The organism is Actinoplanes sandaracinus, assembly GCF_030009775.1.
GTDB classification, from domain to species: Bacteria; Actinomycetota; Actinomycetes; order Mycobacteriales; family Micromonosporaceae; genus Actinoplanes; species Actinoplanes sandaracinus.
Window position 1 is genome coordinate 1 of sequence record NZ_JASCTH010000045.1, and the last position, 25,070, is coordinate 25,070.

Consider the following 25,070-nt stretch of genomic DNA (forward strand, 5'->3'; position numbering starts at 1 on the left):
CAACTGCTCGGCCAGCCGCCGGATCGTCGGTTTGGGGTCCGACTCGCGATACAGGCGCACGGCACGCGCCCGCAGTTCGTCGGGGTACTTCTTCGGTGCTGCCACAGATGCTTCCTTCCCATGATCAGTCGATCATGTTTGAGAAGCTCCGTTGAAGCGGGGGGAACTCAAGGCCTGGGCCGCCCCATCAGCCTCCCCGCGGATTGTCGGCCTGACTATCCCTCGGCGTACGTAAGTGCTCGACGTACGCCATCACAACTGTCAATGCGACCGGTACCGCCAGCGCCCACCACATCCCGTACACGAAGCCCAGCACCACCGCGACAGGAAGTCCGAGCCCCAAAGTCAGACAACCGGCAAAGAAGCTCATCGGCATCGGCGGCCCTTCATTCGCCGCCTCCATCGCCACCGGCATGACCGCGGCGGGAAGTTCTGGGTGGGGCACCGGAAGATCGGCGAAGATCTTCATGAGCTCTGACCGGGTGTGCGCCGACCGGCAAGCTGCCATCCGCCGCTCGTAGTCGGCCGACGCCAGTCGTTTGGCAACAAAATGGGTCTCCAGCGCATCCTCCGCCGACGCCCGTTCGGGAGTGCCGATGCGCAGGTCAGCGTGGTTTGCCGGGCTTTCGTGATCATCGTCGGCGGCGGTCACCCCGGCAGCTTAGCGACGCGACCGGCAGCTGACCCCGGGGCTCCGCGGACTGGTGCGCCTCCGCATTACTCGACGACGAGAGAAATGCCGCTCCTCTCATCCACGCGAGTGAGAGCCACGCGCGCCGCTGCTGCCGGCCCTCGCCTGCACCACCCCGAACGGTGGGCCACGCCGGGAACCGGCCGGCAGTGGCCGGGACTGCGTAGTACTACGCATGGCCCCGCCCCGCCGTCTGATGGTCCTCTGTTGCCGTTCGACACGAACGCCCGCTGCCACCCGGCAGCGGGGTCCCGCACTCGGAGGCATCATGACCAACACGACGGTTCGGCGGGTCCGCAACATCGCGGTGGCCGCCGCACTCGCCGCCGGTACGGTAACCGCCACCGCCGGCAGCGCCCAGGCGCGGCCGGCCGACGGCAGCACCCTTCCGCCGCGGCCGGCGGCGGCTACGGCCGCCGTCAACGGACCGAACTCGACCTATCCCGGACCCGGCTGGTTCTACTGGTGGACCTACAGCAACCAGGGCACCTGCTACGCCGACGCGTCCCGGTGGCTGCTGCAAGGGCTGATCACGGGGTTCCTCTGCCCGGCGAGGTTCGACGGCCTCGGTTACGACCAGTGGCTGAGATATTAGGAGCAGCGGCAATGAAGACACTCCACCGGAAGGCGGCGCTTCTCGCCACCTCGGGCGCCCTGCTCACCACCGCCCTGCTCGGCGTTGGAGCACCGGCTGCCGCCTCACCCGTCACGCCGTTCCTGGACTGCACGACCACCTCGGGCGGATCGTTCCCGAGCTACCACGGCCAGGGCACGTGCACCGGAAGCGGGCGCTGGCTGCTGCGGGTGAGCTGCTCGTTCGGCTTCACCTACGACAGCCCGCCGACGCTCAATTTCAACAACACGCAAACCGTGCGCTACGGCGCCTGCAACTGGGGCGTGAACTCGGTGCAGGTCATCCCGCTGGCCGGCTGACACCCCTGGCGGGCCGGTCACCCACCGGTCGCATCGATCGGTGGGTGACCTCATCCGGCAGTGACGCGGCGCAGAGGGCGCGGAAGAGGCCGGCACCGGCCATCGCCGCCGCGCGGCCATGACATCGCGGCCCCTCGCGAAGCGTGGTCAGAAGGTGGCGATCGGGTTGACCGGGCTGCCGGACGTGCCCGCGAAGCGGACCGGCGCGACCGCGAGCTGGAAGTCCCACTGGCCGAGCTCGGCGGCCGTCGTCGCGCACGCCTCCAGGTCGCAGTTGTCGAGCAGCCACAGACCCATCGCGACGAGGCTCACGGCGTGAACCGGCATCAACACGTCGTCGTACCCCGATGGTTGAACGTCCTGTGGGGTGTCGGCGCCGATCAGCGCGACCTGCCGTTCCTGCAGCCACGGCAGGCAGGCCGCGTGCCAGCCGGCCTGGGTGAAGCCGCCGGCCGGGCCGGCCTCGTGCCGGACGCGCCCGTGGCCGGTCCGCAGGAGCACGGCATCGCCGGATCGCACCCGCACACCCTGGCGACGCTCGGCCTCTTCGAGATCCTCGGGCAACACGCCCTCCCCCGGTTCCAGCCACGGCACATCGCGAACCCTCGCGATGTCCAGCAGGACCCCACGCGTGATGATCCCGTTCGCCGCCGCGGTGACGGCCGCCCACGCCGACCCCGTCGCGGCGTCGACCAACGAATGGGACCGCCCGTTGTACGTCATGCCGTCCCAGAAGATGTGGCATGGCGAGTCGACGTGGGTGACGGTGTTGCCGTGGAACGTGATGCCGAGCCGCTCGGACGAGAAGCCCCAGCGCCGGTCGGCGTGGAAACCGGGCACCGGCATGTTCTCGGCGCCCGGCATGTCGGCCGCGCACGGGCACGTCGTCGTCGACCGCTCCATGTCCTCCGGTACGGCGACCTCCCATGCGCAGGACACGCTCCTGCCATGGCGCACGGCACGCGCCGCCGCCAGCCGGACGTCGTCGGTGATGTGATTCAGCGTTCCGAGCTCGTCGTCGTCGCCCCACCGGCCCCAGTTCGACAGCGTGTCGAAGTACCCGAGCACGTCGTCCTGTGTGGGCATCGGCCGCTCTGCCGTCATCCCCGCATCGACTCCTCCGGTCACGTGGTTCGAGGCACCGCCGGTCAGGCTATCCCGCCCTCTTCGGTTTCGTTCGGTTCCTCGGACCGGCCGAACGCGAGTCCCCTGGATGTGCCGCCACTGTTCGCCGCGCTGAACGGAGCTCGCAGCGTGCTCCTGGCAGGTGCCGGCGGCGGAATCGACGTATACGCCGCTAGAAGCCCAGCCGGTACGGCCCCGGCCACGTTGAAAAGGTGCACTCTCGACTGGCGGTGATATTCGAGGTGATGGACGATATGGCGACGACGAGTGCCCGAGGTCTAGTCGGCCGCATGGCCCGTCTTGCTCGGTCCCGGTAGGGCTAGCCATACCCGGATCATGGGGTGCTGCCGTAGTGCTCTGAAGGCAACGCCGTTGATCTACTCAGACCCATGCGATCTTCTACTGTGGTCAGGGCAGGCGCCCTCTGCTGGGTGGCCGTGGCCCCGTTGTTCCTGGCCGCGAACGTCATCGTCGGACTCGCCTGGGACGATCCGGCCTTCAGCTGGGCGACCAACAACATCAGCGATCTGGGCAACGTCACCTGCGGCGTCTGGGACACCACCCGCCCCCGGTACGTGTGCTCACCGTGGCACAGCGCCATGAATGCGGCCTTCCTGCTGACGGCGGCGCTGCTCATGGCCGGGCTGGTGCTGACCTGGCGGACGTGGGTGCCCGGAAGAGCGGCCCGCTGGGGCCGAGGGCTGATGCTGCTCGGGGCGGCCGGTCTCGGCCTGGCCGGCGCTTTCCCGGCAGACAGCAACGAGAACCTTCACCTGCTCGGCGCCGTGCTGGTCTTCGGATGCGCGAATGCGGGATTGGTGGCCGCGGGGTGCGCCCGCAACGGCACGCTGCCGGCCCGGCTGCGGCCGGCCACACTGGCTCTCGGCGCACTGGGACTGGCCGGCAGCGTGCTGTTCATCGCACAACAGGGCATGGGCCTGGGCGTCGGAGGCATGGAACGTGTCGCCGTCTTCCCTCTGCCCGTATGGGCCACCTGCGCCGGCCTCCTTCTGTACTTCACCGCGCCCCGGCATCGCTCCCTCGGGCGTCACCTCACCGCGGAGACGAGCAACCAGGGATAGTGCCGCCGTGCATTCTTCTCCGCGAAGTCACGCACACGATCATCGAGACCACCGGCACGGACGGCGCCGGCCACGCTGCGGCGCCACGCACGGTGGCGACATCCACTCCCGACAGATCGGTGTACGCCGTGTCCCGCTGTTTTGGGCCGGCCACTAACCTGAAGCGATGGAGATCAAGTCAGTTGCTGAACTGGAGCAGTTGCTCGGCGCTCCCACACCGCGTGCACGCACCAAGGAGCGAGCGACGCTGACGGAAGTGGACCGGCAATGGCTGGCCCACTCGCCGTTCGTCCTGGTCGCCACAGCCGACGCCGCCGGCAACTGCGACGTGTCCCCGAAAGGCGACCCTCCCGGGTTCGTGCACGTCATCGACGACCGGACGATCGCCATCCCCGAGCGGCCGGGCAACAGACGTGCCGACGGCTACCACAATATTCTGGAGAACCCGCATATCGGCCTGCTCTTCGTCATCCCCGGCCGGAACGAGGCACTGCGCATCAACGGGCGCGCCCGGCTGCTGCGTGACGCGCCCTTCTTCGACCTGATGACGGTCAAGGGACACCGGCCGATCATGGCGCTGGCCGTCGACATCGACACCATCTTCTTTCACTGCCAGCGCGCCCTCATGCGTTCGGACCTTTGGAAACCTGCCTCCTGGGAGCCGCAGGCCCTGCCCTCGCACGCCAACATCGTCACCAGCGTGCAACCCGTGACGGAAACCGTCGCACAGTTGGAGGAGCACTACGCCGAGGCGAACTACGTGCGCACCCTCTACGCGTAGCCCCTGGCGCGAACGCCGCTCAGGCAGCGCACGTCCCGCTCGTCAGAAGTCCGAGATGACCACGGTGTAGTCGTAACCGCAGTGGAGGTTGAAGTTCCAGATGTGCGACCAGAGATACTCGCCGCTGTCCGCGTCGTAAACCTTGATGCCCATGACGCCCGTGGCATCCGTAGCGATGCTCGACTGGCTCGGAATCCTGATGTAGTCCCCGTAACCCGTGCGGCCGGAGTGGAGAGCGTTCGAGTAATAGATCGAGTTGGCCCTGATCTCCTCATACTCGCTGAAGTCATCGGCTCGGCCGGCGTGCAGCCGGACGTAGAGCTTGTAGGCGCCGTTGTACTTGGCGGTGAAGTAGGACTCGCTCTTGCGGCACCGGGCCGAGAAATTGCCGTTCTCCTGGGTCCAGGAGTTCCATCCCACCTCGCCCGGCTCCACCTGGGAGGCCGTGGCGACCATCCGGATCGGAGCCTCCGCGGTGGCTGCCGCCGCTGTGGAGCCCGGCACCACGAGTGCCAGACCGGTCAGAACTCCCGCGACGGCAGTCGCGACGGCCCGCACGCGCCTACTTCCCCCTGCCGAGAACGCCATCGTCCTTCCCCCCGTCTGCGCGCTGCCAAGAAAGGCGCGGCCGTCAGGGTGGACATCTGCCGCGTCGGTTGTCGTCTCCATCCGATCACGCTGGGAGAAGCGGTGGGGCGAATCGGGCGGCTAGCCGTCGTTCGGGCGATGCCCGCATCCTCCGATCAGGCGACTATGACCAGCTCACAGCCCTCCTCTCATTCGCCGGGAGCGGCGCGGCTAGCCCAGCGACCGCAACGACGGACCGCCGTTTCCCCGTCACGCGGGCTCCGTGTGCCGGGAACGGCGGTCGGTGTCAACCAGCGCCCATCATGGTCGAACCGACAATGGAGATAGGGAGCGCAACGGCCCTGATGAATACCGCGCTTCCTCGATTTCGGCACTGACGCTGTGGCGCACCCGCCGCCCGCTCCGGCTTGATGGAATCACGGCGGAAGCCCTCGGCGTCAGCGAAGCAGCCGCCTCATTCCGGAATTTTGAACAAAATAAGAAATCGAATCAAGGACATGGCGAAAAGATCGAATCAATGCCACTGTCTACCATCTGACTCATCATTATTCCACCACCTTCTACTATAGGCTCCAATTGACTATCACCTATTGGTCGGAGGGATTATGACAAAGATGTCGAAGTCACTCGCCGCTCTCAGCGGCACGGTGATGCTCGGAGCTGTGCTCGCCGGCCTGCCGGCGTCCGCAGCGTCGGCGTCGGGCGGCTGCTCCGGAAGCCTCATCAGAATCAACGGCGGGAGCGGCGCCGAGGCGCCGTCCAACGCCTACGGGCACGGGCACGCCACCGGCAACCACTACATCCGGTACCGGTCCGGCAGCTATGTCGGCTGGTACGCGGACAACAACGGTGGGTGGGACGGCGACACGCGCGACACCTTCTACACCGAGACGTACTGTGCTTGAGGGCATGAACCAGGGTCGGCGTCGCGCCGCTGGGGCGGCGCCGGTCCTCCTCATCCTGCTGCTTCTCCTCGGGTGCGCGACCGGCGGGGAGGAAGGTCCTCATGACGGCGGCCCCATGGTGTTGCCCCCCATTCCGAACGCTTCCGAGGGGGCCCTCAAGGAGCTGACGGAAATGACCGAGGGCGCATGCTTGAATGTGACCGACCCCGCGGACTCCGGACAGCGGCGCCGCGTGCTGCCCTGCTCGTCACCACACCGCTACGAGGTTTATGCCTTGTTGCAGTTGCCGCATCCGTCGACGGCCGAACAAGAGCGTGCCCAAGAGGCCATTCCACGCTGCGAGGAAGAACTGCAGCGCTTTCTGAACACGCGCACCGGCGTCGACCGGAAACAATTGATGATCGACGCTTTCGACGACTACCGGGCCGATGCCCGGCAGCGGACCGTCGCCTGCGCGGTCGCCTACAACGACTTCCGCCAGGTCGACGCCCCGATCCTGCCGCAGCGGCCGCCGGCGGCCGCGAAGTGACCGGCCGGCCCGCGACGACCGTCCATTGACCTGAGTGGCGTCTCAGCCTCTCTCAGTAACGACTCAGTGGCGGCGATCGATGCTGACCCGGTCCGTGAAACCGCGACCACCGGGAGTTCTCCATGCCGACCCGCCGCACCCTGCTCACCACCGGCCTCGCCGCACCCGCCGCCCTCGCCCTGCCCGCCCTGGGACCGGCCCGGGCCGAGGCCGCCCCGGCCGACGGTCGCCTCCGGGTGGGGCTGCTCCCGCCGGACGGCCCGTACCCGGTCGGCACGACCACGCTGCACCTGGTGGACCGATCCCGGCCCGACCCGTGGGTCACCACGCAGCCCTACCGGGAACTGGCCGTCACCCTGACCTACCCGGCCCGCCCGGCGCACGGCCACCCGCGCGACGGCTGGCTCACCCCCGGATGGGCGGCCGACTCCACCGAGGTGCTGAAGAACATGGTCCCCGGCGGCAACGTCGCCGCGGTGGACTGGGCCGGCGCCCGGGCACACGCCCGGGTCGACGCGCCGGTGGCCCGCCCGAACGGACAGCCGCTGCCGGTGCTGCTGTGCGGGCTGGGCCACTGGGCGAGCGCTTCGATGTTCCGGCTGATGGCGGAAGGGCTGGCCAGCCGCGGGTACCTGGTCGCCATGTGTGAGCCGACGTACGAGACGCCGGTGATGTTCCCCGGCGGGAGGATGGTGCCGCACCACCCGGCGTCCAACCCCGCCGGCGACGGGAACACCGAGGAGTTCCTGGCGTATCTGCGGCGGATCTACGCCGCCCGGGTGGCCGACGCCCGGTTCGTGCTGGACGGGCTCGCCGTCCTCGCCGCCGGCGGCAACCCGGACGCGGCCGGGCGGGCACTGCCGGACGGCCTGCGCCGCGCGCCCCGGGTGACCCGGGTCGGCGCGTTCGGCGGCGGCGTGGCGGCCGGGCTGGTGGCGCTCTCCCTGCTGGGGCAGGAGCCACGGGTCACGGCGGCGGCGATGGCCGACGCGACGGTCACCGCACCCACCGCCGGCCCGCCGGTGCCGATGCTGCCGATCGTCGACTCCGGCGTCGACGGGCCGGTGCTGGTGCTGCGACCGCAGTTCCCCGCCCGTGGCCCCGACCCCCTGTGGGAGCGGGCCTGGGCCGGACTGCGCGGCTGGCGGCGCGATCTGGAACTGGTCGGCGGCGGCGAGGCCTGGCTGACCGACCTGCAGTGGGTCCTGCCGCAGGTGCGCCGGGGCCTGGGCCTGCCGGCCGACACCTACGTGCCGACGCTCGGCACGGTGCAGCCGGCCGAGGCGGTGGCGGCCGGGCGGGCGTACCTGGCGGCGTTCTTCGACCGGCACCTGCGCGGCCGAGACGGGCGGCTGCTCGACGGCCCATCACGGCGGCACCCGGCGGTGCGGTTCGTCCGGTGACGATCACCTGACCACCGCCCACGCGACGCCGCCGCGCTGCGGCTGACGACACCGTGGCTGACGACACCGCGCATCGCACGTGACGGCCACGTCTGCCTCAACAGGCGGGCGGGTATGCCCAGGTCATGAGGAGAACGCCTCGGCCGCCGGCGGCATGGTGTTCCCGCATCGCCCACCGTTCAACCCCCGGGTCCGGGTCTGCGACGGTGGGTGGGGACTCCGCGCCGCCGGCAGCGGCCCCATCCCGCCGGCCTGGCCCGACGTCGCGCCCGGACCGAGGTCCGGCCTTCGGTCCGGGCGATGATCCGTCGCTCGCGCCGAACCCGGCACGCCGGCGCCTGCCACGGGATCGCCTCCCGAGCTCAGTGACGGCGACCTTTCCGAGGCCGACCGCCGCTTCCTGATGAGGGTCCGCCTTGCGAGCCTACGGCTGGAGTCCGGCCAGCACGATTGATCCACCGGAGCGCTGCCGGGCGAGGCCGGAAAGCCGGCCAGACACCGGACTGTCGCGGCGTACATCAGACGATGTTGACCGAATCCAGGAAACGGGCGGCGAGGCCGGTGTCGCCGGTGGTCGTCACGGCGCTGTCGCGCCAGGAGGAACGCTGGGTGCCCCAGGCGGGGAAGGTCAGTGCGGGGGCGGTGATGTGGGCGGCGACAGTGCCGCTCGACGGTGGGAGAACGCCCGCCTCGTCGATCCACCAGGTCCCGCCGCCGGAGCCGGTGAGCGTCAGGGACACGCGGGCGTCGAGGCCACTGACCGGAGCTTTCGCGACCTGATTGTTCAGGACGGCCATCATCCACCTCAGGACCGCCCGCATCCGGTCGGCGTCGGTGGAGGGAACGGGCCGGCCGAGCGCCGGGGCCATGTCGTGACGAAGGTGTGTGTGGTGGTCGAAGATGAGAGCGCCGCCGATCATCAGGCCCAGCGGGTAACGACCGATCTCGGCCAGCGGCATCCGCAGCCGGGCCACGGGCGTACGCCGCACGACGTCGAGGAGGGTGGCCGCGCGACGGCTGGCGCGTTCGTACTCGGCCATGATCCGGCCCCGGCTCCAGCCACGCCGCCGGGCGACCGGGTCGTCGTTCGCCCGTTCGAGGCTCGGGGCGAACGCGGTGCGCAGCCCGCTGGGTGAGTAGAAGCTGCCGGCCGCCGCGCCGACGTGAGCGGCGACATCGGCGATCCGCCATCCTTTCGCGGCGCTGGGCGCCACCCATTCGCTGTCGCTCAGGGCACCCAGAAAGCGCAGCATCTCGGTACGTTCCACACGGAACGCCGTGACCAGGTGGCGCAGGTCCGCGGCGGGGAGGCGATCGGTCATGTGTACGTTGCCCTCTCTCGTTCTTCTACCTTCTACGCAATCAGACGCTCGCGCGGGGTTCTCGGGGCACCGCGGGCCGCGACGTCCTCATCATGGTTCGAACGGTGGCCGCGCGGTGGAGTCGGATGCGACCGGCTTCAGGCGGAACGCGGGCGGCCGGTGAAGGCCGGACAGGCGAGCGCACTCCGGAGACGGACATGCCGACGGCCGCGGCGAGGCCGCCGAGCGCGCATGGCGACGGCTGGACGAGCCCGCACGGGCCATCCCGTGTGACTCCTGACGGAAACGAGACCTGTGGCCGGGCGCCGTGGTCGAGGAGACATCGCTCGGTGGCCCGCGCTCAGGCGTACAAGAGCTCCGTCTGTCGCTCTCGTCAACCGCTCCCCCGGAAAGCCGGAAGCGGAGATCGGGTCCTGGTTGTCGGCGAAGCCGTCTTCTGGGCGGTGGTGCGGCTTGCCGCACACACGCTAGGGCATCCTAGGATGATGCTGGTGCCGGTTGCCCGGTGCTGCTTCCTGGGCCGGGAAGCGGCTTGGTGCACAGGACGTCGGGACACGGCAGGTAGCCGAGGTGCTGCCAGAATCGCAGGCCGGCCTCGTTGCCGGGCAGCACCAGCAGGTTGATCCGTGGGCAGCCGAGGGCGTGGAGGCGTCGTTCCAGCTCGGCCACGAGCCGGGTGGCGATGCCCTGACGACGGTGTCCCCCGTGGACCCCGAGCCGGAAGATCCAGCCTCGCCGCCCGTCGAAGGTGCCCATCACGACGCCGGTGATCCGGTCGCCCGCCTCCGCGACCAGGAACAGCTCGGGGTCGCGGGTCAGCTTGGCCTCGAGTTCGGCACGCGTGACGACGTCGACACCGGCGGCCTGCCACACCTCGGCGACGGCGTCGTAGTCGGGCCACTGGAACTGCCGGATGCCGTTCACTGGAGGATCCCCCGCATCGATCATCCCCGGATTCGATCACACCGGCGGCATGCGGCTCCCCAGAGGAGCCGGGTCCGATTCGGGAAGGCGATATCCGGGGTACGGCCGACGTGGTCACCCGCCGGCATCCCGGTGCGGCGCCGTCGTTGAATTGGGAGCGCTCCCATGTCACGATGTCGCTCTATCCCCTCTCCCCCGAAGGAGCCCGCGGATGCGCGCTCTCCCCCGGCTGGCACTGGCCGCCCTGCTCGCCGCGGCGCCGCTCGCCGTCGTCACGGCGGCCGCGAGCGCCGCCGAAGATCCCACTCCCATCACCGTTCTGACCAGCGACTTCGAGGACGGGACCGTCCAGGGCTGGACCGGGCGTTCCGCCGAGACCGTCGCGCACACCACCGCCGTCGCGCACGGCGGCACCGGCAGCCTGGCCGTCAGCGGCCGTACCGCCGCCTGGGAAGGCCCCTCCCTCGACGTGTTCGGCGTGTTCAAGAAGGGCACCGCCTACACCGTTTCCGCCTGGGTACGGATGGAGTCCGGCTCCGACACCGCCCGCCTCAGCGTGGAACGCCGCACCGGTGGCGTCGCCGCCTACGACCAGGTGTCCGGCGGCACCGCGGTGAGCAGCGGCGCCTGGGTCAACCTGACCGGCCGCTACACGCTCGCCACCGACGTGGACTTCCTGCGCCTCTATGTGGAGACCTCGTCGACGACCGGGCCCCTGCACATCGACGACGTCACCGCCAGTTACGTGCCAGCGCTGCCCGTCCAGACCGACATCCCGGCCGTGAAGGATGTGGTCACCGAATTCCCGGTCGGCGTGGCGATCACCGGCGCGGAGATCATCTCCGAGCACGGAGAACTGCTGAACAGGCATTTTGCTTCGGTTACGCCGGGCAACGCCCTGAAGTGGGACGCCACCGAGCCGAGCGAGAACACGTTCACCTACGCACAGGCCGATCCCCTCATCGCGTACGCGAAGGCCAACGATCTCGCTATTCGCGGTCACACTCTGGTGTGGCACAACCAGACGCCGGCCTGGGTGTTCACGGGCGCCGACGGGCAGCCGATGACCGCGACGGCCGAGGACAAGACACTGCTGCTCGCCCGCCTGGAGAACCACATCCGCAACGTGGCCGCGCACTACGGCACCGACATCGGTGTCTGGGACGTGGTCAACGAGGTGATCGACGAGAGCCAGTCCGACGGGCTGCGCCGCAGCACCTGGCACACCGTGACCGGCCTGGACTACATCCGGACCGCGTTCCGAGTGGCGCGGGAGGTGGCCCCGCATGCCAAGTTGTTCATCAACGACTACAACACCAACGTGCCGGCCAAACGAGACCACCTGTTCACCCTGGTCCAGCGGTTGCGCGCGGAAGGGGTGCCGATCGACGGTGTCGGCCACCAGGTGCACATCAACGTGAACTGGCCGACGATCGCCGAGTCCGAGGCGATGCTGGCGAAGTTCGTGCCGCTCGGCATCGAACAGCAGATCACCGAGATGGACGTCAGCATCTACACCAACGAGTCCGAGAACTTCGCGACGCCGCCGGCCGACCGGCTGCTCAAGCAGGCGTACGTCTACCGGGACATGTTCGCCCTGTTCCGCAGGTACGCCGGCGAGATCACCTCGGTGACGCTGTGGGGGCTGGCCGACGACAACACCTGGCTGGACACATTCCCGGTGACCCGCAAGGACGCGCCGCTGCTGTTCGACACCCGATTGCAGGCGAAGTCCGCGTACTGGGGGGTGACCGACCCGGCCCGGATCGAGACGTCGCCGTCGCCCAGCACGCCGTCCAGTAGCACGCCCACCCCACCGTCGTCGTGCGCGATCGCCTACCGCGTCACCGCCTCCTGGCCGGGCGGCTTCCAGGGAGACGTGAAGATCACCAACACCGGCGCCGCGCCGCTCACCTCCTGGTCGCTGACCTGGAAGTTCACCGGCGGCCAGCAGATCAGGCAGCTCTGGGGCGGCAGCCACACCCAGGCCCTCGGCACGGTCACCGTCGGCAACGCCGAGTGGAACGGGAGCGTGGCCGCGGGCGGCTCCGTCTCGGTGGGCTTCCTCGGCAGCTGGACCGGCGCCAACCCGGCCCCGGCGGCCTTCACCGTGAACGGCGCCACCTGCACGGTCCTCTGAGCGGAGATCCCCGGGGGCCCCTGACGGCCCCCGGGGTGCGCGGATAAGGCACGATCGGGCGCGTGTACTACGTGGCAGCGACAGCGATCGATTGGACCGGGGTTCGGCCGGCGCTGGTCGAGGTCCACCTCTCCGAATCCGACGGCACCGAGGCGGTCATCCTCGGCCGGGCGCCGGTGCTCAGCGCCGGCCATCTGTGGCACTCCCGGCTGCCGATACCGCTCGGCCTGCGCTGCGACGTCGTCGATCGGGACGACCACACTGTGCTCGTACGCCTGGGGCACGGCGTCACCGACGCGAGTGGCCGTGACACCTTCCGCGTCGACGCCGGCGCCGTCCGCCTGGAGAACCCCGGTGAGGCCTTCGACCGGATCCTGATCAACCACCATGTGGACCCGGACAACGTCAGTGACGTCGAGTCGGCGTGGCTGGCCTTCACCGAGTTCGCCCAAGGCGAGATCGACGGCGTCGACCCCGACGCCGACTCCGACGGCTTCATCATCCAGTGGGGACGTCACGGCGGAGCGGCTTCACTGACCTTCACCCGCCAGCTCGCCATCGTCTCCACTGGAGAGCCGTCCCTCAACGGCGACCAGCCGATCCCCGACAGCGGCCAGCCAGCCCCCAACGGCCGCGAACCGGCTCTCAACGGCGACAAGCCGGTCCCCGACAGCGGCCAGCCGACCCTCAACGGCGACCAGCCAGCCCCCCATGGCCGCGAGCCGATCGCCGAGAGCGGCGACAAGCCAGCCCCCCATGGCCGCGAGCCGATCGCCGAGAGCGGCGAACCGGCTCCCCATGGCCGCGAACCAGTCACCGCCGGGGGCGAGCCGGTCGCCGACGACAAGGCAGCCGCGGGCGGCGCTCCGAAGCTGTGGCAGGCGAGTCTGGAGATCCGGTTTCCCGGCTTCCACATCCTGCCGTCGGGGAACACCGGCTGGGACTTCACACCCACCGGAACGCGCCGGGCCGCACTGGCCGCGCTCCGCGCCACAGTCGACGAACACCCGCTGCTGTCGTCGTTGTGGTATGCCCGGCCCGCCGCCAGCCGGCTGACTTACGGCCCGGCCGACTGACCACTGAGCCTGCGGTCGGTCATGGGCCCAGACTGATCATCGGTCATGGGCCCAGGCTGATCATCGGGCCCAGTAGTCGCGGTCGGGCAGCAGCACCCAGTGGTCGGCCGGACCGGTGACGCAGCGGGCGTCCACCGGCCGCAGGCCGGCGAACGCACAGGCATACATCGGGGCACGATCGCGGTACAGATAGCCGAGCAACACCTCGGCGGCGGGATCGGTGTCCCACGGCCGGCCGCCCGGATGCAGGTCGCTCCGCTCGATCACGCCGTCGCGGCACACGATTCCCTGGTTGCCGCTTTTCGGATTGGCGTAGAGCCCGTAGGCGACGGTGCCGGCCGACAGCAGGCGCGCGACCACCGGCGTCTGTGGCTGGTAGCCCCACGGCTGAGTCACCACGCAGCCGCCGGGCACGTCACTGACGCCGACGAGCCGCAGATCGTTCATCTCCGCCAGCCAGCGCCAATCATCCTCGTCGCCGGGCTCCGGATCCTCCTCGGCCTCCACGCCGTAGTGCGCGAGAAGCTGTTCCTCGGTCATCGCCGTGCCGCCGAGCCGACGGATCACGTCGGTGGCGTCGAGCCCGGCGACGCAGAGCAGGCCGGTGCCGTCGTAGTGGACGCCCTCGGTCAGATCCGCGATCTCGTCGGCGAGGGCCACGGCCTCCCGCTCGGCGACGGTCAGCGCCACGCCGGGCGGTGGCTCACCGAACAGGCCTGGCTCCGGGCCGGCGAGCGCCAGCCGCCCCGGGGACCAGCCGGCCATCATCGGCAGCCACGGGTCGGCGCCGGCGGCCACCAGAGCACAGGCGTTGTCATAGCGGTCGGCATAGACCGCCAGCCACAGTGGGGACAGCCCGCCGGCCAGAACGTCAGGATCGCGGGCGGCCCCGGCCATCGCGGCCACCACCGCCGGAACCGCACGCTCTGCCGCGATGTGCAGCATCGTCTCGAACGAATGGCCCGTGTCGGCGCAGGGATCCGCCCCGGCTGTCAGCCGCTCGCTCACCTGGGCGACATCGCCGCCGTCCCACAGGCGCACGCCACTCCACCCGGTCATGACCCGCCTTCCCGTCCGGCATCATCGACACCGGCGACGTTAGACCGGGGGTATGACATCTTCCGGCAGGCCCCGCGTGACCAGGGACAACAGCCGGTCCAGCCGGCCTTCCTCCGGCGGCAGCCGCTCACTGGCCCAGGCCACGGCATTCACCACGGTCAGCAGATCGCCGGCGTCGTCGGCCGCTCCGGCCCGGGTCAGCAGGGCCGAGCCGACCGCCAGGATGCGGTCGTGGCAGCCGGCCAGGGCGGAGTCCGCGGCCGCGCCGAGCGACTCGGTGGCGACCACGCCCCGCATCGCGGTGGCGTGCACCGCGACCGCCCGCAACCAGGTCCGCAGCGCCTCCCCCGGCCGGGGATGCCCCAGCAGGCCCGTGCCGTGCGCGCACAGGGCGGCGACGTCCTCAGCGATGATCGCGACGAGCAGCGCCTGCGCCGACGGGAAGTGCCGGTAGAGGGTGCCTGGCCCGACCCCGGCTCGTTGGGCGATCTTGTTGAGGGACGCAGCCGGCCCGTGCGCCGCGAACTCGGCCCGCGCGGCGGCCAGCACTCGATCACGGTTCTGCTCGGCGTCGCTCCTCATCGGACCTCCCATTGCCATCCGGAGAACGTCTCCGTATGCTACCGACAACCATCCGGAGAACCTCTCCGGATATGGCCTACACGCGACGGACACACCACGGCCAAAGAAGTGGCTGGCCGGCCGGAGAAGTGACAGGACAGGGGCGACATGCGGATCAGCGTCATGATCGGCGAGGTAGGTGGGCCGGCCGGCGCCGCCGACGTGATCACGCAGGCGAGAGCGGCCGACGGGCTGGCCGGCATCTGGTCGGCGCAGGCTCTCGGCTGGGACGCGCTGACCGCCCTGGCGCTCGCCGGCGCCCACGTGCCGGCCGTCCCGCTCGGAACGGCGGTGATCCCGGTGCGGCAGCGGCATCCCCTCACCCTGGCGAGTCAGGCGTTGAGCGTGCAGGCAGTCACCGGCAACCGCCTGACCCTCGGCATCGGCGCCGGCATCGGCGCGATGGTCAGCGGCATGTTCGGCCTGGCGGCCGATCAGCCGGTCGGCTACCTGCGCGAATATCTCACCGTGTTGGTGCCGCTTCTGCGCGGCGAGCCGGTCACCCATTCCGGGCGATTTCTGACCACGGTGGGTACGGTCGAAGTACCCGGCGCGAAGCCTCCGGGTGTCCTGCTGGCCGCCCTCGGCCCGGCGATGCTGCGACTGGCGGGCTCGGCCGCCGACGGCGCCGTCACGTGGATGACCGGCCCGCGCACCCTGGAGTCCCACATCGTCCCGCTCGTCAGCACCGCGGCCCGGGAGGAGGGCCGTCCCGCCCCGCGCATCGTGGCCGCCCTGCCGGTCTGTGTCACCGCCGACGAGGCGGGCGCACGCGATCGCATCGCCGGCCGGTTCGGCATGGCCGGTCAGGTGCCGGAGTACCGGGCCGTGCTGGATCGCGAGGGCGCGGCCGGGCCACAGGATGTGGCCATCGCCGGTGACGATGAGGCGGTGCCCCGCGCGCTGGAACTCCTGGCCGGAACCGGTATCACCGAGTTCGTCGCCGCCCCGTTCGGCGACACGGCCGAACAGGACAGAACCACCGAGTTGCTGCACCGCCTCAGCCGGAACCATGCGGTTGGCGAAACCTGACACCCGTTGCGGGTGTTGCCCACACCCACAACGGGTGTCGACTTCCCGAAGCAATGCGGTCCGAGCGGCGAAGCCCTCAAAGAAACCAAGGCGAGCAACAAGAAGGCCGACGCGAGAAGCCGAGCGAGAAGGTCGGGGCTACGGGAGATCGAGAGGGTTCGTAGGGTGTGGGCATGCGACTTGTCAAGTTCACCCATGCCTGTGTCCGGCTCGAGGACGGCGATCGGCGGCTGCTGATCGATCCGGGCGTCTGGACCGAGCCGGAGGCGTTCGACGGGGTCACCGACATCCTCGTCAGTCACGAGCACGACGACCACATCGACTTGGCGAAGGTCGTGGCGCTGGCGAGCCCGGTGCGGATCTTCGCGCCGGAACCGGTGCTGGCGCTGGCCGAGAAGGCCGGGATCGCGGAGGCGGTCACCGTGATCGCACCGGGCGACGAGTTCACCGTGGCGGGCTTCCGGGCGGCCGTGGTCGGCGGACGGCACGCCGAGATCTACGACGGCCTGCCGGGCTGTCCCAACGTCGGGTATGTGGTCGAGGGCGTCTACCACCCCGGCGACTCGTATTTCGTTCCTGAGGTGCCGGTGTCGACGTTGCTGGTTCCGGCGGCGGCGCCGTGGGGCAGGCACCGGGAGGCGATCGAGATGGCCCGGGCCATCGCCCCGGAGCGGGCGTTCCCGATCCACGACCGGATGCTGTCGGCCGACGTGGGTTACGCCAACTTCGACGCGTGGATGGAGGGGAAGGCCGGCACGGACTACTCCAGGATCCCGCTCGGGGAGGCCGTCACCCTCTGAGGATCAGCGGGTCACCGCCGCAAGGGCGCGCAACCTGCCCGTAGCGCCGCCTGCGGCTACACCCCGCCACAACCGGCCCGTCCCCATCCACCGCCAGCGGCTACGTCCTCGTTCCTGGGCGGGCGGGGCCGCAGCGGCGTTGGCGGGAGGCCCCGGCCTGGCAGCGGACCGGTCTGCGGCGACGTCAGCGGGTGAAGAGGGCCCGCCAGCGGGTGGGCAGGGCGGTGCCGGCGGCGGCCACCAGGTCCACCGTGACCGGGTTCAGGCCGTCGCTGCCGAAGGCGTCGATCTCGTCGCGGGTCAGCGGCCACGGCGGGCCGGCGCCGTCGCTGTCCAGGCGGGTGGTGGCGGCGGCCAGCACGATCAGGGTGCCGCCGGGTGCGACGAACCCGCCGACCGAGGTGATCGCCGTGGCCCGGATCCCGGCCGGCAGCGCCTGGACGGTGTTGCTCTCCAGGACCAGGTCGAAACCCTGGCGCCACGACGGTGGCGGGTCGAACAGGTCGGCGACCACATAGTCGACGGGACTGCCGGGATGCCGCTCCCGGGCCAGTTCGATCGCGGTGGCGGAGATGTCGAAGGCGGTGGTCCGGTAGCCGAGAGCGGCCAGGTGTTCGGCGTCACGGCCGGGCCCGCAGCCGACGACCAGCGCCCGCCGGCCGTCTCCGGCGGGCAGGTCCAGGGCACGTAGGTGGACGCTGGGCTCCGGCACGTCCCACGGCACCTCGGCACGGTCGGCGCGCGCTTGCGCGTACAGCGTCTCGAACCAGCCGGTGGGGTCGCCGGCCGCGAGTGAGGCAGCGGCGAGCCGGCGGGCATCGCCCGCCGAAGGCGGATCCTCGGAAGACGACGCAGCAGAAGACGAGCCCTCGGGGCTCGACGCCGCGGCGAGCGAACCCGCGGACAGACCCGCGGACGACCCTTCCGCGGAAGGTGAATCCGCGGAAATCGACGTCGCGGTGAGCGGCCCTGACGGAAGCGACGCCGCAGAGCTCGACGCGGCGGACGGCGACGCGGTCATCGGGGAACGACCCGGCGCAGCTCGCGCAGCGCCTGGCGGCGGACGTCGCCGGTGAGTGTGTCGATGTAGAGACGGCCGTCAAGGTGGTCGGTCTCGTGTTGCAGCGCGCGGGCGAGGAAGCCGGTGCCCTCGATGACCAGGGGTTCGCCGTGCTGGTCGAAGCCGCGGGCGACGACGGAGTCGTAGCGGCGGGTCTCGTAGCCGAGGCCGGGCAGCGACAGGCAGCCCTCCTCGTCGGTCTGCTCGCCGGCGTGGTCGCTGAGGACCGGGTTGACCATGTGGCCGACCTGACCGCCGACGTTATAGGAGAAGACCCGCAGGCTGACGCCGATCTGCGGGGCGGCGACGCCGGCGCGGCCGGGTTCGCGGACGGTGTCCTCCAGGTCGCGGACCAGCTCACGCAACTGCGCGTCGAAGTCGGTGACCTCCTCGGCGGGAGTGCGCAGAACCGGGTCGCCGAAGATCCGAATGGGTCGTACTGTCATGCCCCAAAGGCTATCCGGTCATTACCCGGCGACTGGCGTCACCCGGTGAACAGCGCGGGGCGGTCGCCGATCAGCATGTGCCGTAGCTTGATCAGGGAGCGGCGGGTCTGGCTCTTGACGACGGTGGCGGGCACGCCCAGTTCGTCGGCGACCTGTTCCACGCTGTGGTCGGCGAAATAGCGCAGCATCACGATGGCGCGGTCCCGGCCGGGCAGCTGAGCGATGGCGTCGAGCAGGGTGATGCGCAGTTCCGGGCTCACCGAGTAGGCGGGTTCGCGCAGGTCGCCGGGCACGGTCTCGCCTGAGCTGCGGCGGCGCCGGTGGTCCAGGTAGACCCGCAGCAGGACCTTCTGGGCGTACGCCGTCAGGTTGTCGCTGTCGACGGCCCGCTCCCAGCTCAGGAACAGCTTGGCGAGCGTGGTCTGGGTGAGGTCCTGCGCCAGGTGCCAGTCGTGGCACAGCTGGAAGGCGCTGCGGCGCAGACGGGCGGTGGTGGCGTGAGCGAAGTGGGTGAAGTCCACCGGCAGGGGCGCTGGGGGCCGGGAGGACCGGGTGGAGACCGGATGGTCGAGGAGTTCCAGCATGTCCGCGTTGTCGCCTCTCTGCCGCCACCGGGCACGCATCGTGCCACTGTGGACCGTCTCGGTGCCGCGCGTGGGTCAAGCTACGCGTTCGGCCCGCGCCCGTGGGGGCAGCAGCCGACGGTGGCACGCATTCGGTAGAGACGGCTCGCAGAGCGCTGTGGGGGGACTGTGCGCTGGTCAGCCTGCCCGCAGGGCGGCTCGCAGCGGGGCGGCCTTCGCGGCGGCCTCGTCGACCTCGGCGATCGGATCGCTGTCCGCGGTGATCCCGCCACCGGCCCAGGCGTGCACGCGGTGGCCGTCGACGGCGACGGTCCGGATGCTGAGACCGAGATCCAGGTGGCCGGGCCCGAGCCAGCCGAGGCCGCCCATGCTGACGCCCCGGCCGACCGGTTCCAGGGCGGCGATCTCGGCGAGTGCGGCGAGTTTCGGCGCGCCGGTGACGCTGCCGCCGGGGCAGACGGCGCGGAGCAGCGCGGCGAGCCCCACCTCGCCGTCAAGCGGGGCGCTCACCACCGACTCGGCCTGCCAGAGACCACACCATTCGCGTACGGCGAAGAGCTCGTCCACCCGCACCGGGCCCGCACCGGGGAGCCGGGCGAGGTCGTTGCGTTCCAGGTCGACGATCATGACGTGTTCGGCGCGTTCCTTGGCGGAGGCGAGCAGTTCGCGCCGTCCCTGTTCGGTGGCCGGGCGGGTGCCCTTGATCGGCCGGGTGACGACCCGGCCGTCGCGCACCTCGACGAGGGTCTCCGGGGAGGCGGTGGCGATGGCCCAGCCGTCGCCGGTGAGGACGCCGCCGTAACGGGCTCCGGCCAGTCCGGCGATCCGGCGCAGCGCGGGCCCGGGCTCGCCGGTGTACGCCGCCGACGCGTGCCCGACGACGTTGACCTGATAGACGTCGCCGCGCCCGATGGCGGCCCGGACCCGGTCGACCGCGTCGGCGTGCTCGGCGCGGCTCCAGCTGTCGCGCCACGGTCCGAGACTCCACCGCCGGGTTTCCGGGGTCACACCCGTGGATTGCGGGACATGTCCGTAAACGACGGCGTATACGTCAGGAATGCCGGGCACCGGCGAGGGTGCTCCGACCGTGCCGCCGGCCATTACGGATCCGGCATCGGCGGATACGTAGAGTGCTGCTCCACAAACCGCGCCATCGCCGATCGTCTTCTTTTTGTCACCCGTTCGGCCAAGGTTCCGCACCGGTAGTCCGTTGTCGGCGAGGAACCCGGCGAGAAGCTCGGCGGGGTCACCGGGATCACCCTGATGCCACCGAAAGGCACACAACACGTGGTGACGGGCTTGGCAGTCGGCCGGAGCGCCCGGCGGACGGGCGAGTGGAGGTAGCACAGAGTGGTCGAAGACCGTCCCGCCGTGGAGCATGGGAGCCGAGGACTCATGCGCTGGCGCCGTCACCGGGTTGCACGCTTGTCGTTCGATGTGAGGTAACGTTCGTCACCGCATTTGTGAACCTTCACACAGCCCCCAACCGGAGTAAAACTGATGTGCCAGCACCGAATCCCCTGCCCATCATCCGACGCGACCGACCGTGAGGCCGCCCGCATCATCGCGACCTTCCGGGAGCAGGGCTGGAGCCTGCTCTGCAACGGTGTCATCGTCTTCGAGGACACCGGTGAGCTGCTGCCGGACGGCACCACGATCGAGCCGCACCGCGGCCCCGCGGTGCACGCCCTGGCGGCGTGACCCATCTCAGAACACGCGACGCAGCGTAACCAATCGAGGACTACGGAAGCTGCGCAGGCCGCGATCAAGGACGACCGCGACCTGCGCGACGAGCGAGGTGGACCTCAGTCCTCGAACGCCTCCGGCGACGGGCAGGAACAGACCAGGTTCCGGTCTCCGTAGGCCCCGTCGATGCGGCGCACCGGCGGCCAGTACTTCGCCGTCCGGTCCACGCCCTCCGGGAAACCCGCCACCGAGCGTGAGTACGGGTGGTTCCACTCGTCCGCCGTCACCGCCGACGCCGTGTGCGGCGCGTTGGCGAGAGGGTTGTCGTCTTTCGCCCACTCCCCGGACGCGACCCGGTCGATCTCGCCCTTGATGGCGATCATCGCGGCGATGAAGCGGTCCAGCTCGGCGAGGTCCTCGCTCTCGGTCGGCTCCACCATCAGGGTGCCGGCCACCGGGAACGACATCGTCGGCGCGTGGAAGCCGTAGTCGATCAGCCGCTTCGCCACGTCGTCGACGGTCACCCCGGTCGCCTTGGTGATCGGCCGCACGTCGAGGATGCACTCGTGCGCGACCAGGCCGTGCTCGCCCGCGTACAGCACCGGGTAGTGCTCGCGCAGCCGCGCCGCCACGTAGTTGGCCGCCAGGACCGCCGTCGCGGTCGCCGCCGTGAGACCCTCGGGGCCCATCATCCGGATGTACGCCCACGAGATCGGCAGGATGCCGGCCGACCCGTGCGCCGCCGCCGACACCGCGTGGTGGTCACCGGGCTCCAGCGGGTCGCCGGGCAGGAACTCGGCCAGGTGCGCGCCGACCGCGACCGGGCCCACGCCGGGGCCGCCGCCGCCGTGCGGGATGCAGAACGTCTTGTGCAGGTTCAGGTGCGACACGTCCGCCCCGAACTTGCCCGGCCGGGCGTAGCCGACCAGGGCGTTGAGGTTGGCGCCGTCGACGTAGACCTGGCCGCCGGCCTCGTGGACCTTGGCGCACAGGTCGGCGATCAGGGTCTCGTAGACGCCGTGGGTCGACGGGTAGGTCACCATGATCGCCGACAGCGCGTCGCGGTGCTTCTCGATCTTGGCGTCCAGGTCGGCCATGTCGATGTTGCCGTCGGCGTCACAGGCGACCACGACGACCCGCATGCCGGCCATCACGGCGCTGGCCGCGTTGGTGCCGTGCGCGCTGGACGGGATCAGGCAGACGTCGCGGTGGGCCTCGCCGCGGGAGCGGTGGTAGCCGCGGATCGCCAGCAGGCCGGCCAGCTCGCCCTGGGACCCCGCGTTCGGCTGGACGCTGACCGCGTCGTAGCCGGTGATCTCGGCGAGCCAGGTCTCCAGCTGGGCGACCAGGTGCTCGTACCCCTGGGTCTGGCTCTTCGGGGCGAAGGGGTGGATGTTGGCGAACTCCGGCCAGGTGACCGCCTCCATCTCGGTGGTGGCGTTCAGCTTCATCGTGCAGGAGCCCAGCGGGATCATGCCGCGGTCCAGCGCGTAGTCACGGTCGGAGAGCTTGCGCAGGTAGCGCAGCATGCTCGTCTCGGAGTGGTGCGTGTTGAACACCGGGTGCGTGAGGAATTCGGTGGTCCGGGCCAGGGCGCGGGCCGCGGAGGCGGCGGGCGCGGCCGGGACGGCCCCGAACGCCGCCAGCACGGTCGCGACGTGCGCGTCGGTGGTGGTCTCGTCGGCCGAGATCGACACCCGGTCGGCGTCCACCACGCGCAGGTCGACGCCCGCCTCGGCCGCGGCGGCGGCGATCCCGGCGGCCCGGCCGGGCACGACCGCGGTCACCGTGTCGAAGAACGTGTCACTCGCCAGCTCGATGCCGGCCGCCGTCAGCGAACCCGCCAGGGTCAGCGCGCGGTCGTGGACGCGCGACGCGATCGCCCGCAGGCCCTGCGGGCCGTGGTAGACGGCGTACATGCTGGCCATGACGGCCAGCAGCACCTGCGCGGTGCAGATGTTGCTGGTCGCCTTCTCACGCCGGATGTGCTGCTCACGGGTCTGCAACGCCAGCCGGTAGGCGGGGGCGCCGTCGGCGTCCTTCGACACGCCGACCAGACGGCCGGGCAGCGACCGCTCCAGGCCGGCGCGCACCGCCAGGTAGCCCGCGTGCGGGCCACCGAACCCCAGCGGCACGCCGAACCGCTGCGTGGTGCCGGCCGCGATGTCGGCGCCGATCTCGCCCGGGGTCCGCAGCAGCGTCAGAGCGAGCAGGTCGGCGGCGACGGTGACCAGGGCGCCCTTCGCGTGAGCGGCCTCGACCAGGACCGCGTGGTCACGGACGGCGCCGGACGCGCCGGGGTACTGCAGGTGCAGCCCGAAGTAATCCTCCGGCAGTTGCTCGCCCTTGTCCAGGTCGACCAGGACGACCTGGATGCCGAGCGGCTCGGCGCGGGTGCGCAGCACGGCCAGCGTCTGCGGGAACGTGTCGGCGTCGACGGCGTACACGCTGCTCTTGCTCTTGGAGGAGCGGCGCGCGAGCGTCATGGCCTCGGCGACCGCGGTGGCCTCGTCGAGCATCGACGCGTTCGCCGTGGTCATGCCGGTCAGGTCGGTGACCATGGTCTGGAAGTTGAGCAGCGCCTCGAGGCGGCCCTGGCTGATCTCCGGCTGGTACGGGGTGTACGCCGTGTACCAGGCCGGGTTCTCCAGCACGTTCCGCTTGATCACCGCGGGCGTGACGGTGTTGTAGTAGCCCAGCCCGATCATCGGGGTCGCGACGACGTTGCGGCCGGCGATCGCCCGCAGCTCGGCGATCGTCTCCTCCTCGCTGATCCCGGCCGGCAGACCGAGGCTGCCGGTGAACCGGATCGACGACGGGATCGCGGCGTCCATCAGCTCGTCGACCGAGCCGTACCCGATGGCTTTGAGCATCTGGGTCTGCTCGTCGGGGTCCGGGCCGATGTGGCGGGCAACGAACGGGGACGTCATGAGCGACTCCAAACGTGAGAAGGTCGAGGAACAACCTCCCCCTCTGTCATACCCAACCCGGAGTGATCCGAGCAGGATGCTTCAGAGTCGCCTGCCCACGTAGTCCTTTTGCCTGAGAGGTTCCGGGGAGGAATTGCCCCTTCGGCGCCGTGAGGTCTCTCCCACGTAGGTGTTCAGCATCATCAACCTACCAGCGCACTGGGGTGCGACCGGCAGCCCTAGGGTGTGCGATGTGACGTACTTCCCTGCCGCAGACCGCTACGCCGACATGATCTACCGTCGTGCCGGCCGCAGTGGTCTCAAGCTTCCCGCCATCAGCCTCGGCCTCTGGCACAACTTCGGTGACTCCCGCCCCATCGACCGTCAGCGCGCCATCGTCCGCCGCGCCTTCGACCTCGGGGTCACCCACTTCGACCTGGCGAACAACTACGGTCCCCCGCCGGGCAGCGCCGAAACCAACTTCGGCAGGATCCTGGCCGCCGACTTCAAGCAGCACCGCGACGAGATGGTCATCTCGTCCAAGGCCGGCTACACCATGTGGGACGGCCCGTACGGCGACTGGGGCTCCCGCAAGTACCTGGTCTCGTCGCTGGACCAGTCGCTGAAGCGGATGGGCCTCGACTACGTCGACATCTTCTACCACCACCGGCCCGACCCGGAAACCCCGCTGGAGGAGACGATGACCGCGCTCGACGCGATCGTCCGCTCCGGCAAGGCCCTCTACGTCGGCATCAGCAACTACAAGAGCGCGGAGGCCGCCCAGGCCGCCGACCTGCTGCGCGAGCTTGGCACGCCCCTGCTGATCCACCAGCCGTCGTACTCGATCCTGAACCGGTGGACCGAACACGACCAGCTACTGGACACCCTGGAGGCGGCCGGGGCGGGCTGCATCGCGTTCAGCCCGCTGCAGCAGGGCCTGCTCACCGACCGCTACCTGGGCGAGGGCATCCCCTCCGACTCACGGATCCGGACCAGCGTGTTCCTCAACGAGAGCGCGCTGGACAGCAAGACCCTGGGCCGGCTGCACGCGCTCAACGACATCGCCAAGCGGCGCGGGCAGTCACTGGCCCAGATGGCGCTCGCCTGGGCGCTGCGGGACCCGCGGATGACCAGCCTCATCATCGGCGCCAGCAGCGTCGAGCAACTCGACGACAACGTCGCCGCGCTGCGCAACCTGGAACTCACCGACGGTGAACTCGACGAGATCGACGCGACCGTCCTCGACCTGTAGCACTAGTGTCCGGGCTCATGATCGAGCTCGTCGAACGGCACACGGCCCTCGCGGTGGGGGGGGGGTGCCCCCGCGACAGCGGGAGACGCCCCCGCGACGAAAAAACACCCCCCCGGGGGGGG

26 protein-coding genes and 1 riboswitch are annotated in these 25,070 nt (G+C 70.4%); of the genes, 14 read left to right on the plus strand and 12 right to left on the minus strand.

Annotation, left to right across the window (positions count from 1 at the left end; genetic code table 11):
- Nucleotides 1–187: 187 nt before the first annotated feature.
- Entirely contained in the window at nucleotides 188–652 is a 465-nt protein-coding gene (locus QLQ12_RS43170) for a DUF1707 SHOCT-like domain-containing protein (RefSeq protein ID WP_282766872.1), read from the minus strand.
- 307 nt (nucleotides 653–959) lie between these two features.
- Here QLQ12_RS43170 and QLQ12_RS43175 point away from each other — a divergent pair, with 307 nt between their 5' ends.
- Together QLQ12_RS43175 and QLQ12_RS43180 are read left to right on the plus strand one after the other, a co-directional pair.
- Nucleotides 960–1,286, plus strand: coding sequence for a hypothetical protein (locus QLQ12_RS43175; protein WP_282766873.1), 327 nt, complete (start codon nucleotides 960–962; stop codon nucleotides 1,284–1,286).
- 11 nt (nucleotides 1,287–1,297) lie between these two features.
- On the plus strand, nucleotides 1,298–1,624 hold the full coding sequence (locus tag QLQ12_RS43180; RefSeq protein WP_282766874.1) for a hypothetical protein: 327 nt from the start codon (nucleotides 1,298–1,300) through the stop codon (nucleotides 1,622–1,624).
- 147 nt (nucleotides 1,625–1,771) lie between these two features.
- On the opposite strand, the gene QLQ12_RS43185 is transcribed toward QLQ12_RS43180, so the two are convergent.
- Nucleotides 1,772–2,728, minus strand: coding sequence for a cyclase family protein (locus QLQ12_RS43185; RefSeq protein WP_282766875.1), 957 nt, complete (start codon nucleotides 2,726–2,728; stop codon nucleotides 1,772–1,774).
- Between the two features lie 410 nt (nucleotides 2,729–3,138).
- On the opposite strand from QLQ12_RS43185, the gene QLQ12_RS43190 reads away from it, so the two are divergent.
- Nucleotides 3,139–3,831: a DUF998 domain-containing protein gene (locus QLQ12_RS43190; protein ID WP_282766876.1), complete on the plus strand. Its 693-nt coding sequence runs from the start codon at nucleotides 3,139–3,141 to the stop codon at nucleotides 3,829–3,831.
- A gap of 166 nt (nucleotides 3,832–3,997) precedes the next feature.
- On the plus strand, nucleotides 3,998–4,612 hold the full coding sequence (locus QLQ12_RS43195) for a pyridoxamine 5'-phosphate oxidase family protein (protein ID WP_282766877.1): 615 nt from the start codon (nucleotides 3,998–4,000) through the stop codon (nucleotides 4,610–4,612).
- A gap of 42 nt (nucleotides 4,613–4,654) precedes the next feature.
- Here the strand turns inward: QLQ12_RS43195 and QLQ12_RS43200 are convergent, their stop codons facing one another.
- Nucleotides 4,655–5,170: a hypothetical protein gene (locus QLQ12_RS43200; RefSeq protein ID WP_282766878.1), complete on the minus strand. Its 516-nt coding sequence runs from the start codon at nucleotides 5,168–5,170 to the stop codon at nucleotides 4,655–4,657.
- A gap of 313 nt (nucleotides 5,171–5,483) precedes the next feature.
- Between QLQ12_RS43200 and QLQ12_RS43205 the strand changes: the two genes are divergently transcribed.
- From QLQ12_RS43205 to QLQ12_RS43220, 4 genes are all read left to right on the plus strand, one after another.
- A complete protein-coding gene (locus QLQ12_RS43205; protein WP_282766879.1) occupies nucleotides 5,484–5,738 on the plus strand; it encodes a hypothetical protein in 255 nt (84 codons plus the stop codon).
- A 76-nt stretch (nucleotides 5,739–5,814) separates the two neighbouring features.
- Complete coding sequence (locus tag QLQ12_RS43210) at nucleotides 5,815–6,105, plus strand: hypothetical protein (protein WP_282766880.1); 291 nt, start codon at nucleotides 5,815–5,817, stop codon at nucleotides 6,103–6,105.
- Nucleotides 6,106–6,109: 4 nt separating this feature from the next.
- On the plus strand, nucleotides 6,110–6,634 hold the full coding sequence (locus QLQ12_RS43215) for a septum formation family protein (protein ID WP_282766881.1): 525 nt from the start codon (nucleotides 6,110–6,112) through the stop codon (nucleotides 6,632–6,634).
- 122 nt (nucleotides 6,635–6,756) lie between these two features.
- Nucleotides 6,757–8,037 (plus strand): alpha/beta hydrolase, encoded by a 1,281-nt coding sequence (locus QLQ12_RS43220; RefSeq protein ID WP_282766882.1) that lies wholly within the window; start codon nucleotides 6,757–6,759, stop codon nucleotides 8,035–8,037.
- Between the two features lie 518 nt (nucleotides 8,038–8,555).
- Here the strand turns inward: QLQ12_RS43220 and QLQ12_RS43225 are convergent.
- Both QLQ12_RS43225 and QLQ12_RS43230 read right to left on the minus strand, forming a co-directional pair.
- Nucleotides 8,556–9,359 (minus strand): maleylpyruvate isomerase N-terminal domain-containing protein, encoded by an 804-nt coding sequence (locus tag QLQ12_RS43225; protein ID WP_282766883.1) that lies wholly within the window; start codon nucleotides 9,357–9,359, stop codon nucleotides 8,556–8,558.
- A gap of 477 nt (nucleotides 9,360–9,836) precedes the next feature.
- Nucleotides 9,837–10,283, minus strand: coding sequence for a GNAT family N-acetyltransferase (locus tag QLQ12_RS43230; RefSeq protein ID WP_282766884.1), 447 nt, complete (start codon nucleotides 10,281–10,283; stop codon nucleotides 9,837–9,839).
- Nucleotides 10,284–10,494: 211 nt separating this feature from the next.
- On the opposite strand from QLQ12_RS43230, the gene QLQ12_RS43235 reads away from it, so the two are divergent.
- Together QLQ12_RS43235 and QLQ12_RS43240 are read left to right on the plus strand one after the other, a co-directional pair.
- A complete protein-coding gene (locus tag QLQ12_RS43235; RefSeq protein ID WP_282766885.1) occupies nucleotides 10,495–12,423 on the plus strand; it encodes an endo-1,4-beta-xylanase in 1,929 nt (642 codons plus the stop codon).
- Between the two features lie 62 nt (nucleotides 12,424–12,485).
- The gene (locus tag QLQ12_RS43240; protein WP_282766886.1) at nucleotides 12,486–13,499 is read left to right on the plus strand and encodes a hypothetical protein; all 1,014 of its coding nucleotides are present in this window, start codon (nucleotides 12,486–12,488) and stop codon (nucleotides 13,497–13,499) included.
- A 60-nt stretch (nucleotides 13,500–13,559) separates the two neighbouring features.
- Here the strand turns inward: QLQ12_RS43240 and QLQ12_RS43245 are convergent, their stop codons facing one another.
- Nucleotides 13,560–14,558, minus strand: coding sequence for a hypothetical protein (locus tag QLQ12_RS43245; protein ID WP_282766887.1), 999 nt, complete (start codon nucleotides 14,556–14,558; stop codon nucleotides 13,560–13,562).
- Nucleotides 14,559–14,597: 39 nt separating this feature from the next.
- On the minus strand, nucleotides 14,598–15,140 hold the full coding sequence (locus QLQ12_RS43250; protein WP_282766888.1) for a TetR/AcrR family transcriptional regulator: 543 nt from the start codon (nucleotides 15,138–15,140) through the stop codon (nucleotides 14,598–14,600).
- 162 nt (nucleotides 15,141–15,302) lie between these two features.
- On the opposite strand from QLQ12_RS43250, the gene QLQ12_RS43255 reads away from it, so the two are divergent.
- Together QLQ12_RS43255 and QLQ12_RS43260 are read left to right on the plus strand one after the other, a co-directional pair.
- Nucleotides 15,303–16,211, plus strand: coding sequence for a TIGR03564 family F420-dependent LLM class oxidoreductase (locus tag QLQ12_RS43255; RefSeq protein ID WP_282766889.1), 909 nt, complete (start codon nucleotides 15,303–15,305; stop codon nucleotides 16,209–16,211).
- Nucleotides 16,212–16,384: 173 nt separating this feature from the next.
- Complete coding sequence (locus tag QLQ12_RS43260; RefSeq protein ID WP_282766890.1) at nucleotides 16,385–17,011, plus strand: MBL fold metallo-hydrolase; 627 nt, start codon at nucleotides 16,385–16,387, stop codon at nucleotides 17,009–17,011.
- 184 nt (nucleotides 17,012–17,195) lie between these two features.
- Here QLQ12_RS43260 and QLQ12_RS43265 read toward each other — a convergent pair whose 3' ends face one another.
- From QLQ12_RS43265 to QLQ12_RS43280, 4 genes are all read right to left on the minus strand, one after another.
- Nucleotides 17,196–17,735, minus strand: coding sequence for a class I SAM-dependent methyltransferase (locus QLQ12_RS43265; RefSeq protein WP_282766891.1), 540 nt, complete (start codon nucleotides 17,733–17,735; stop codon nucleotides 17,196–17,198).
- A gap of 293 nt (nucleotides 17,736–18,028) precedes the next feature.
- Nucleotides 18,029–18,517, minus strand: a complete 489-nt coding sequence (def, locus tag QLQ12_RS43270) for a peptide deformylase (RefSeq protein WP_282766892.1) — start codon at nucleotides 18,515–18,517, stop codon at nucleotides 18,029–18,031.
- 38 nt (nucleotides 18,518–18,555) lie between these two features.
- Entirely contained in the window at nucleotides 18,556–19,140 is a 585-nt protein-coding gene (locus tag QLQ12_RS43275) for a SigE family RNA polymerase sigma factor (RefSeq protein ID WP_282766893.1), read from the minus strand.
- A 138-nt stretch (nucleotides 19,141–19,278) separates the two neighbouring features.
- On the minus strand, nucleotides 19,279–20,481 hold the full coding sequence (locus tag QLQ12_RS43280) for a chorismate-binding protein (protein ID WP_282766925.1): 1,203 nt from the start codon (nucleotides 20,479–20,481) through the stop codon (nucleotides 19,279–19,281).
- Nucleotides 20,482–20,601: 120 nt separating this feature from the next.
- On the opposite strand from QLQ12_RS43280, the gene QLQ12_RS43285 reads away from it, so the two are divergent.
- Nucleotides 20,602–20,802 carry a DUF5999 family protein gene (locus QLQ12_RS43285; RefSeq protein WP_282766894.1) on the plus strand — a complete coding sequence of 67 codons (201 nt, stop codon included), beginning with the start codon at nucleotides 20,602–20,604 and terminating at the stop codon, nucleotides 20,800–20,802.
- Between the two features lie 104 nt (nucleotides 20,803–20,906).
- Here the strand turns inward: QLQ12_RS43285 and gcvP are convergent, their stop codons facing one another.
- Nucleotides 20,907–23,717 carry an aminomethyl-transferring glycine dehydrogenase gene (gcvP, locus tag QLQ12_RS43290; RefSeq protein ID WP_282766895.1) on the minus strand — a complete coding sequence of 937 codons (2,811 nt, stop codon included), beginning with the start codon at nucleotides 23,715–23,717 and terminating at the stop codon, nucleotides 20,907–20,909.
- 90 nt (nucleotides 23,718–23,807) lie between these two features.
- Nucleotides 23,808–23,891: riboswitch (glycine riboswitch) on the minus strand.
- 58 nt (nucleotides 23,892–23,949) lie between these two features.
- Here gcvP and mgrA point away from each other — a divergent pair.
- Nucleotides 23,950–24,948: an L-glyceraldehyde 3-phosphate reductase gene (gene mgrA, locus QLQ12_RS43295; RefSeq protein ID WP_282766896.1), complete on the plus strand. Its 999-nt coding sequence runs from the start codon at nucleotides 23,950–23,952 to the stop codon at nucleotides 24,946–24,948.
- Nucleotides 24,949–25,070 lie beyond the last annotated feature (122 nt).

What these genes read in the sequence shown, in the direction of transcription:
- QLQ12_RS43195 (WP_282766877.1), top strand. Translation starts at nt 3,998, where the DNA reads ATGGAGATCAAGTCAGTTGCTGAACTGGAGCAGTTGCTCGGCGCTCCC.
- QLQ12_RS43190 (WP_282766876.1), top strand. Translation starts at nt 3,139, where the DNA reads ATGCGATCTTCTACTGTGGTCAGGGCAGGCGCCCTCTGCTGGGTGGCC.
- QLQ12_RS43255 (WP_282766889.1), top strand. Translation starts at nt 15,303, where the DNA reads ATGATCGGCGAGGTAGGTGGGCCGGCCGGCGCCGCCGACGTGATCACG.
- QLQ12_RS43225 (WP_282766883.1), bottom strand. Translation starts at nt 9,359, where the DNA reads ATGACCGATCGCCTCCCCGCCGCGGACCTGCGCCACCTGGTCACGGCG.
- QLQ12_RS43180 (WP_282766874.1), top strand. Translation starts at nt 1,298, where the DNA reads ATGAAGACACTCCACCGGAAGGCGGCGCTTCTCGCCACCTCGGGCGCC.
- QLQ12_RS43210 (WP_282766880.1), top strand. Translation starts at nt 5,815, where the DNA reads ATGTCGAAGTCACTCGCCGCTCTCAGCGGCACGGTGATGCTCGGAGCT.
- QLQ12_RS43250 (WP_282766888.1), bottom strand. Translation starts at nt 15,140, where the DNA reads ATGAGGAGCGACGCCGAGCAGAACCGTGATCGAGTGCTGGCCGCCGCG.
- gcvP (WP_282766895.1), bottom strand. Translation starts at nt 23,717, where the DNA reads ATGACGTCCCCGTTCGTTGCCCGCCACATCGGCCCGGACCCCGACGAG.
- QLQ12_RS43275 (WP_282766893.1), bottom strand. Translation starts at nt 19,140, where the DNA reads ATGCGTGCCCGGTGGCGGCAGAGAGGCGACAACGCGGACATGCTGGAA.
- QLQ12_RS43245 (WP_282766887.1), bottom strand. Translation starts at nt 14,558, where the DNA reads ATGACCGGGTGGAGTGGCGTGCGCCTGTGGGACGGCGGCGATGTCGCC.
- QLQ12_RS43215 (WP_282766881.1), top strand. Translation starts at nt 6,110, where the DNA reads ATGAACCAGGGTCGGCGTCGCGCCGCTGGGGCGGCGCCGGTCCTCCTC.
- QLQ12_RS43280 (WP_282766925.1), bottom strand. Translation starts at nt 20,481, where the DNA reads ATGCTCCACGGCGGGACGGTCTTCGACCACTCTGTGCTACCTCCACTC.
- QLQ12_RS43185 (WP_282766875.1), bottom strand. Translation starts at nt 2,728, where the DNA reads ATGACGGCAGAGCGGCCGATGCCCACACAGGACGACGTGCTCGGGTAC.
- QLQ12_RS43175 (WP_282766873.1), top strand. Translation starts at nt 960, where the DNA reads ATGACCAACACGACGGTTCGGCGGGTCCGCAACATCGCGGTGGCCGCC.
- QLQ12_RS43260 (WP_282766890.1), top strand. Translation starts at nt 16,385, where the DNA reads ATGCGACTTGTCAAGTTCACCCATGCCTGTGTCCGGCTCGAGGACGGC.
- QLQ12_RS43220 (WP_282766882.1), top strand. Translation starts at nt 6,757, where the DNA reads ATGCCGACCCGCCGCACCCTGCTCACCACCGGCCTCGCCGCACCCGCC.
- def (WP_282766892.1), bottom strand. Translation starts at nt 18,517, where the DNA reads ATGACAGTACGACCCATTCGGATCTTCGGCGACCCGGTTCTGCGCACT.
- QLQ12_RS43285 (WP_282766894.1), top strand. Translation starts at nt 20,602, where the DNA reads ATGTGCCAGCACCGAATCCCCTGCCCATCATCCGACGCGACCGACCGT.
- QLQ12_RS43235 (WP_282766885.1), top strand. Translation starts at nt 10,495, where the DNA reads ATGCGCGCTCTCCCCCGGCTGGCACTGGCCGCCCTGCTCGCCGCGGCG.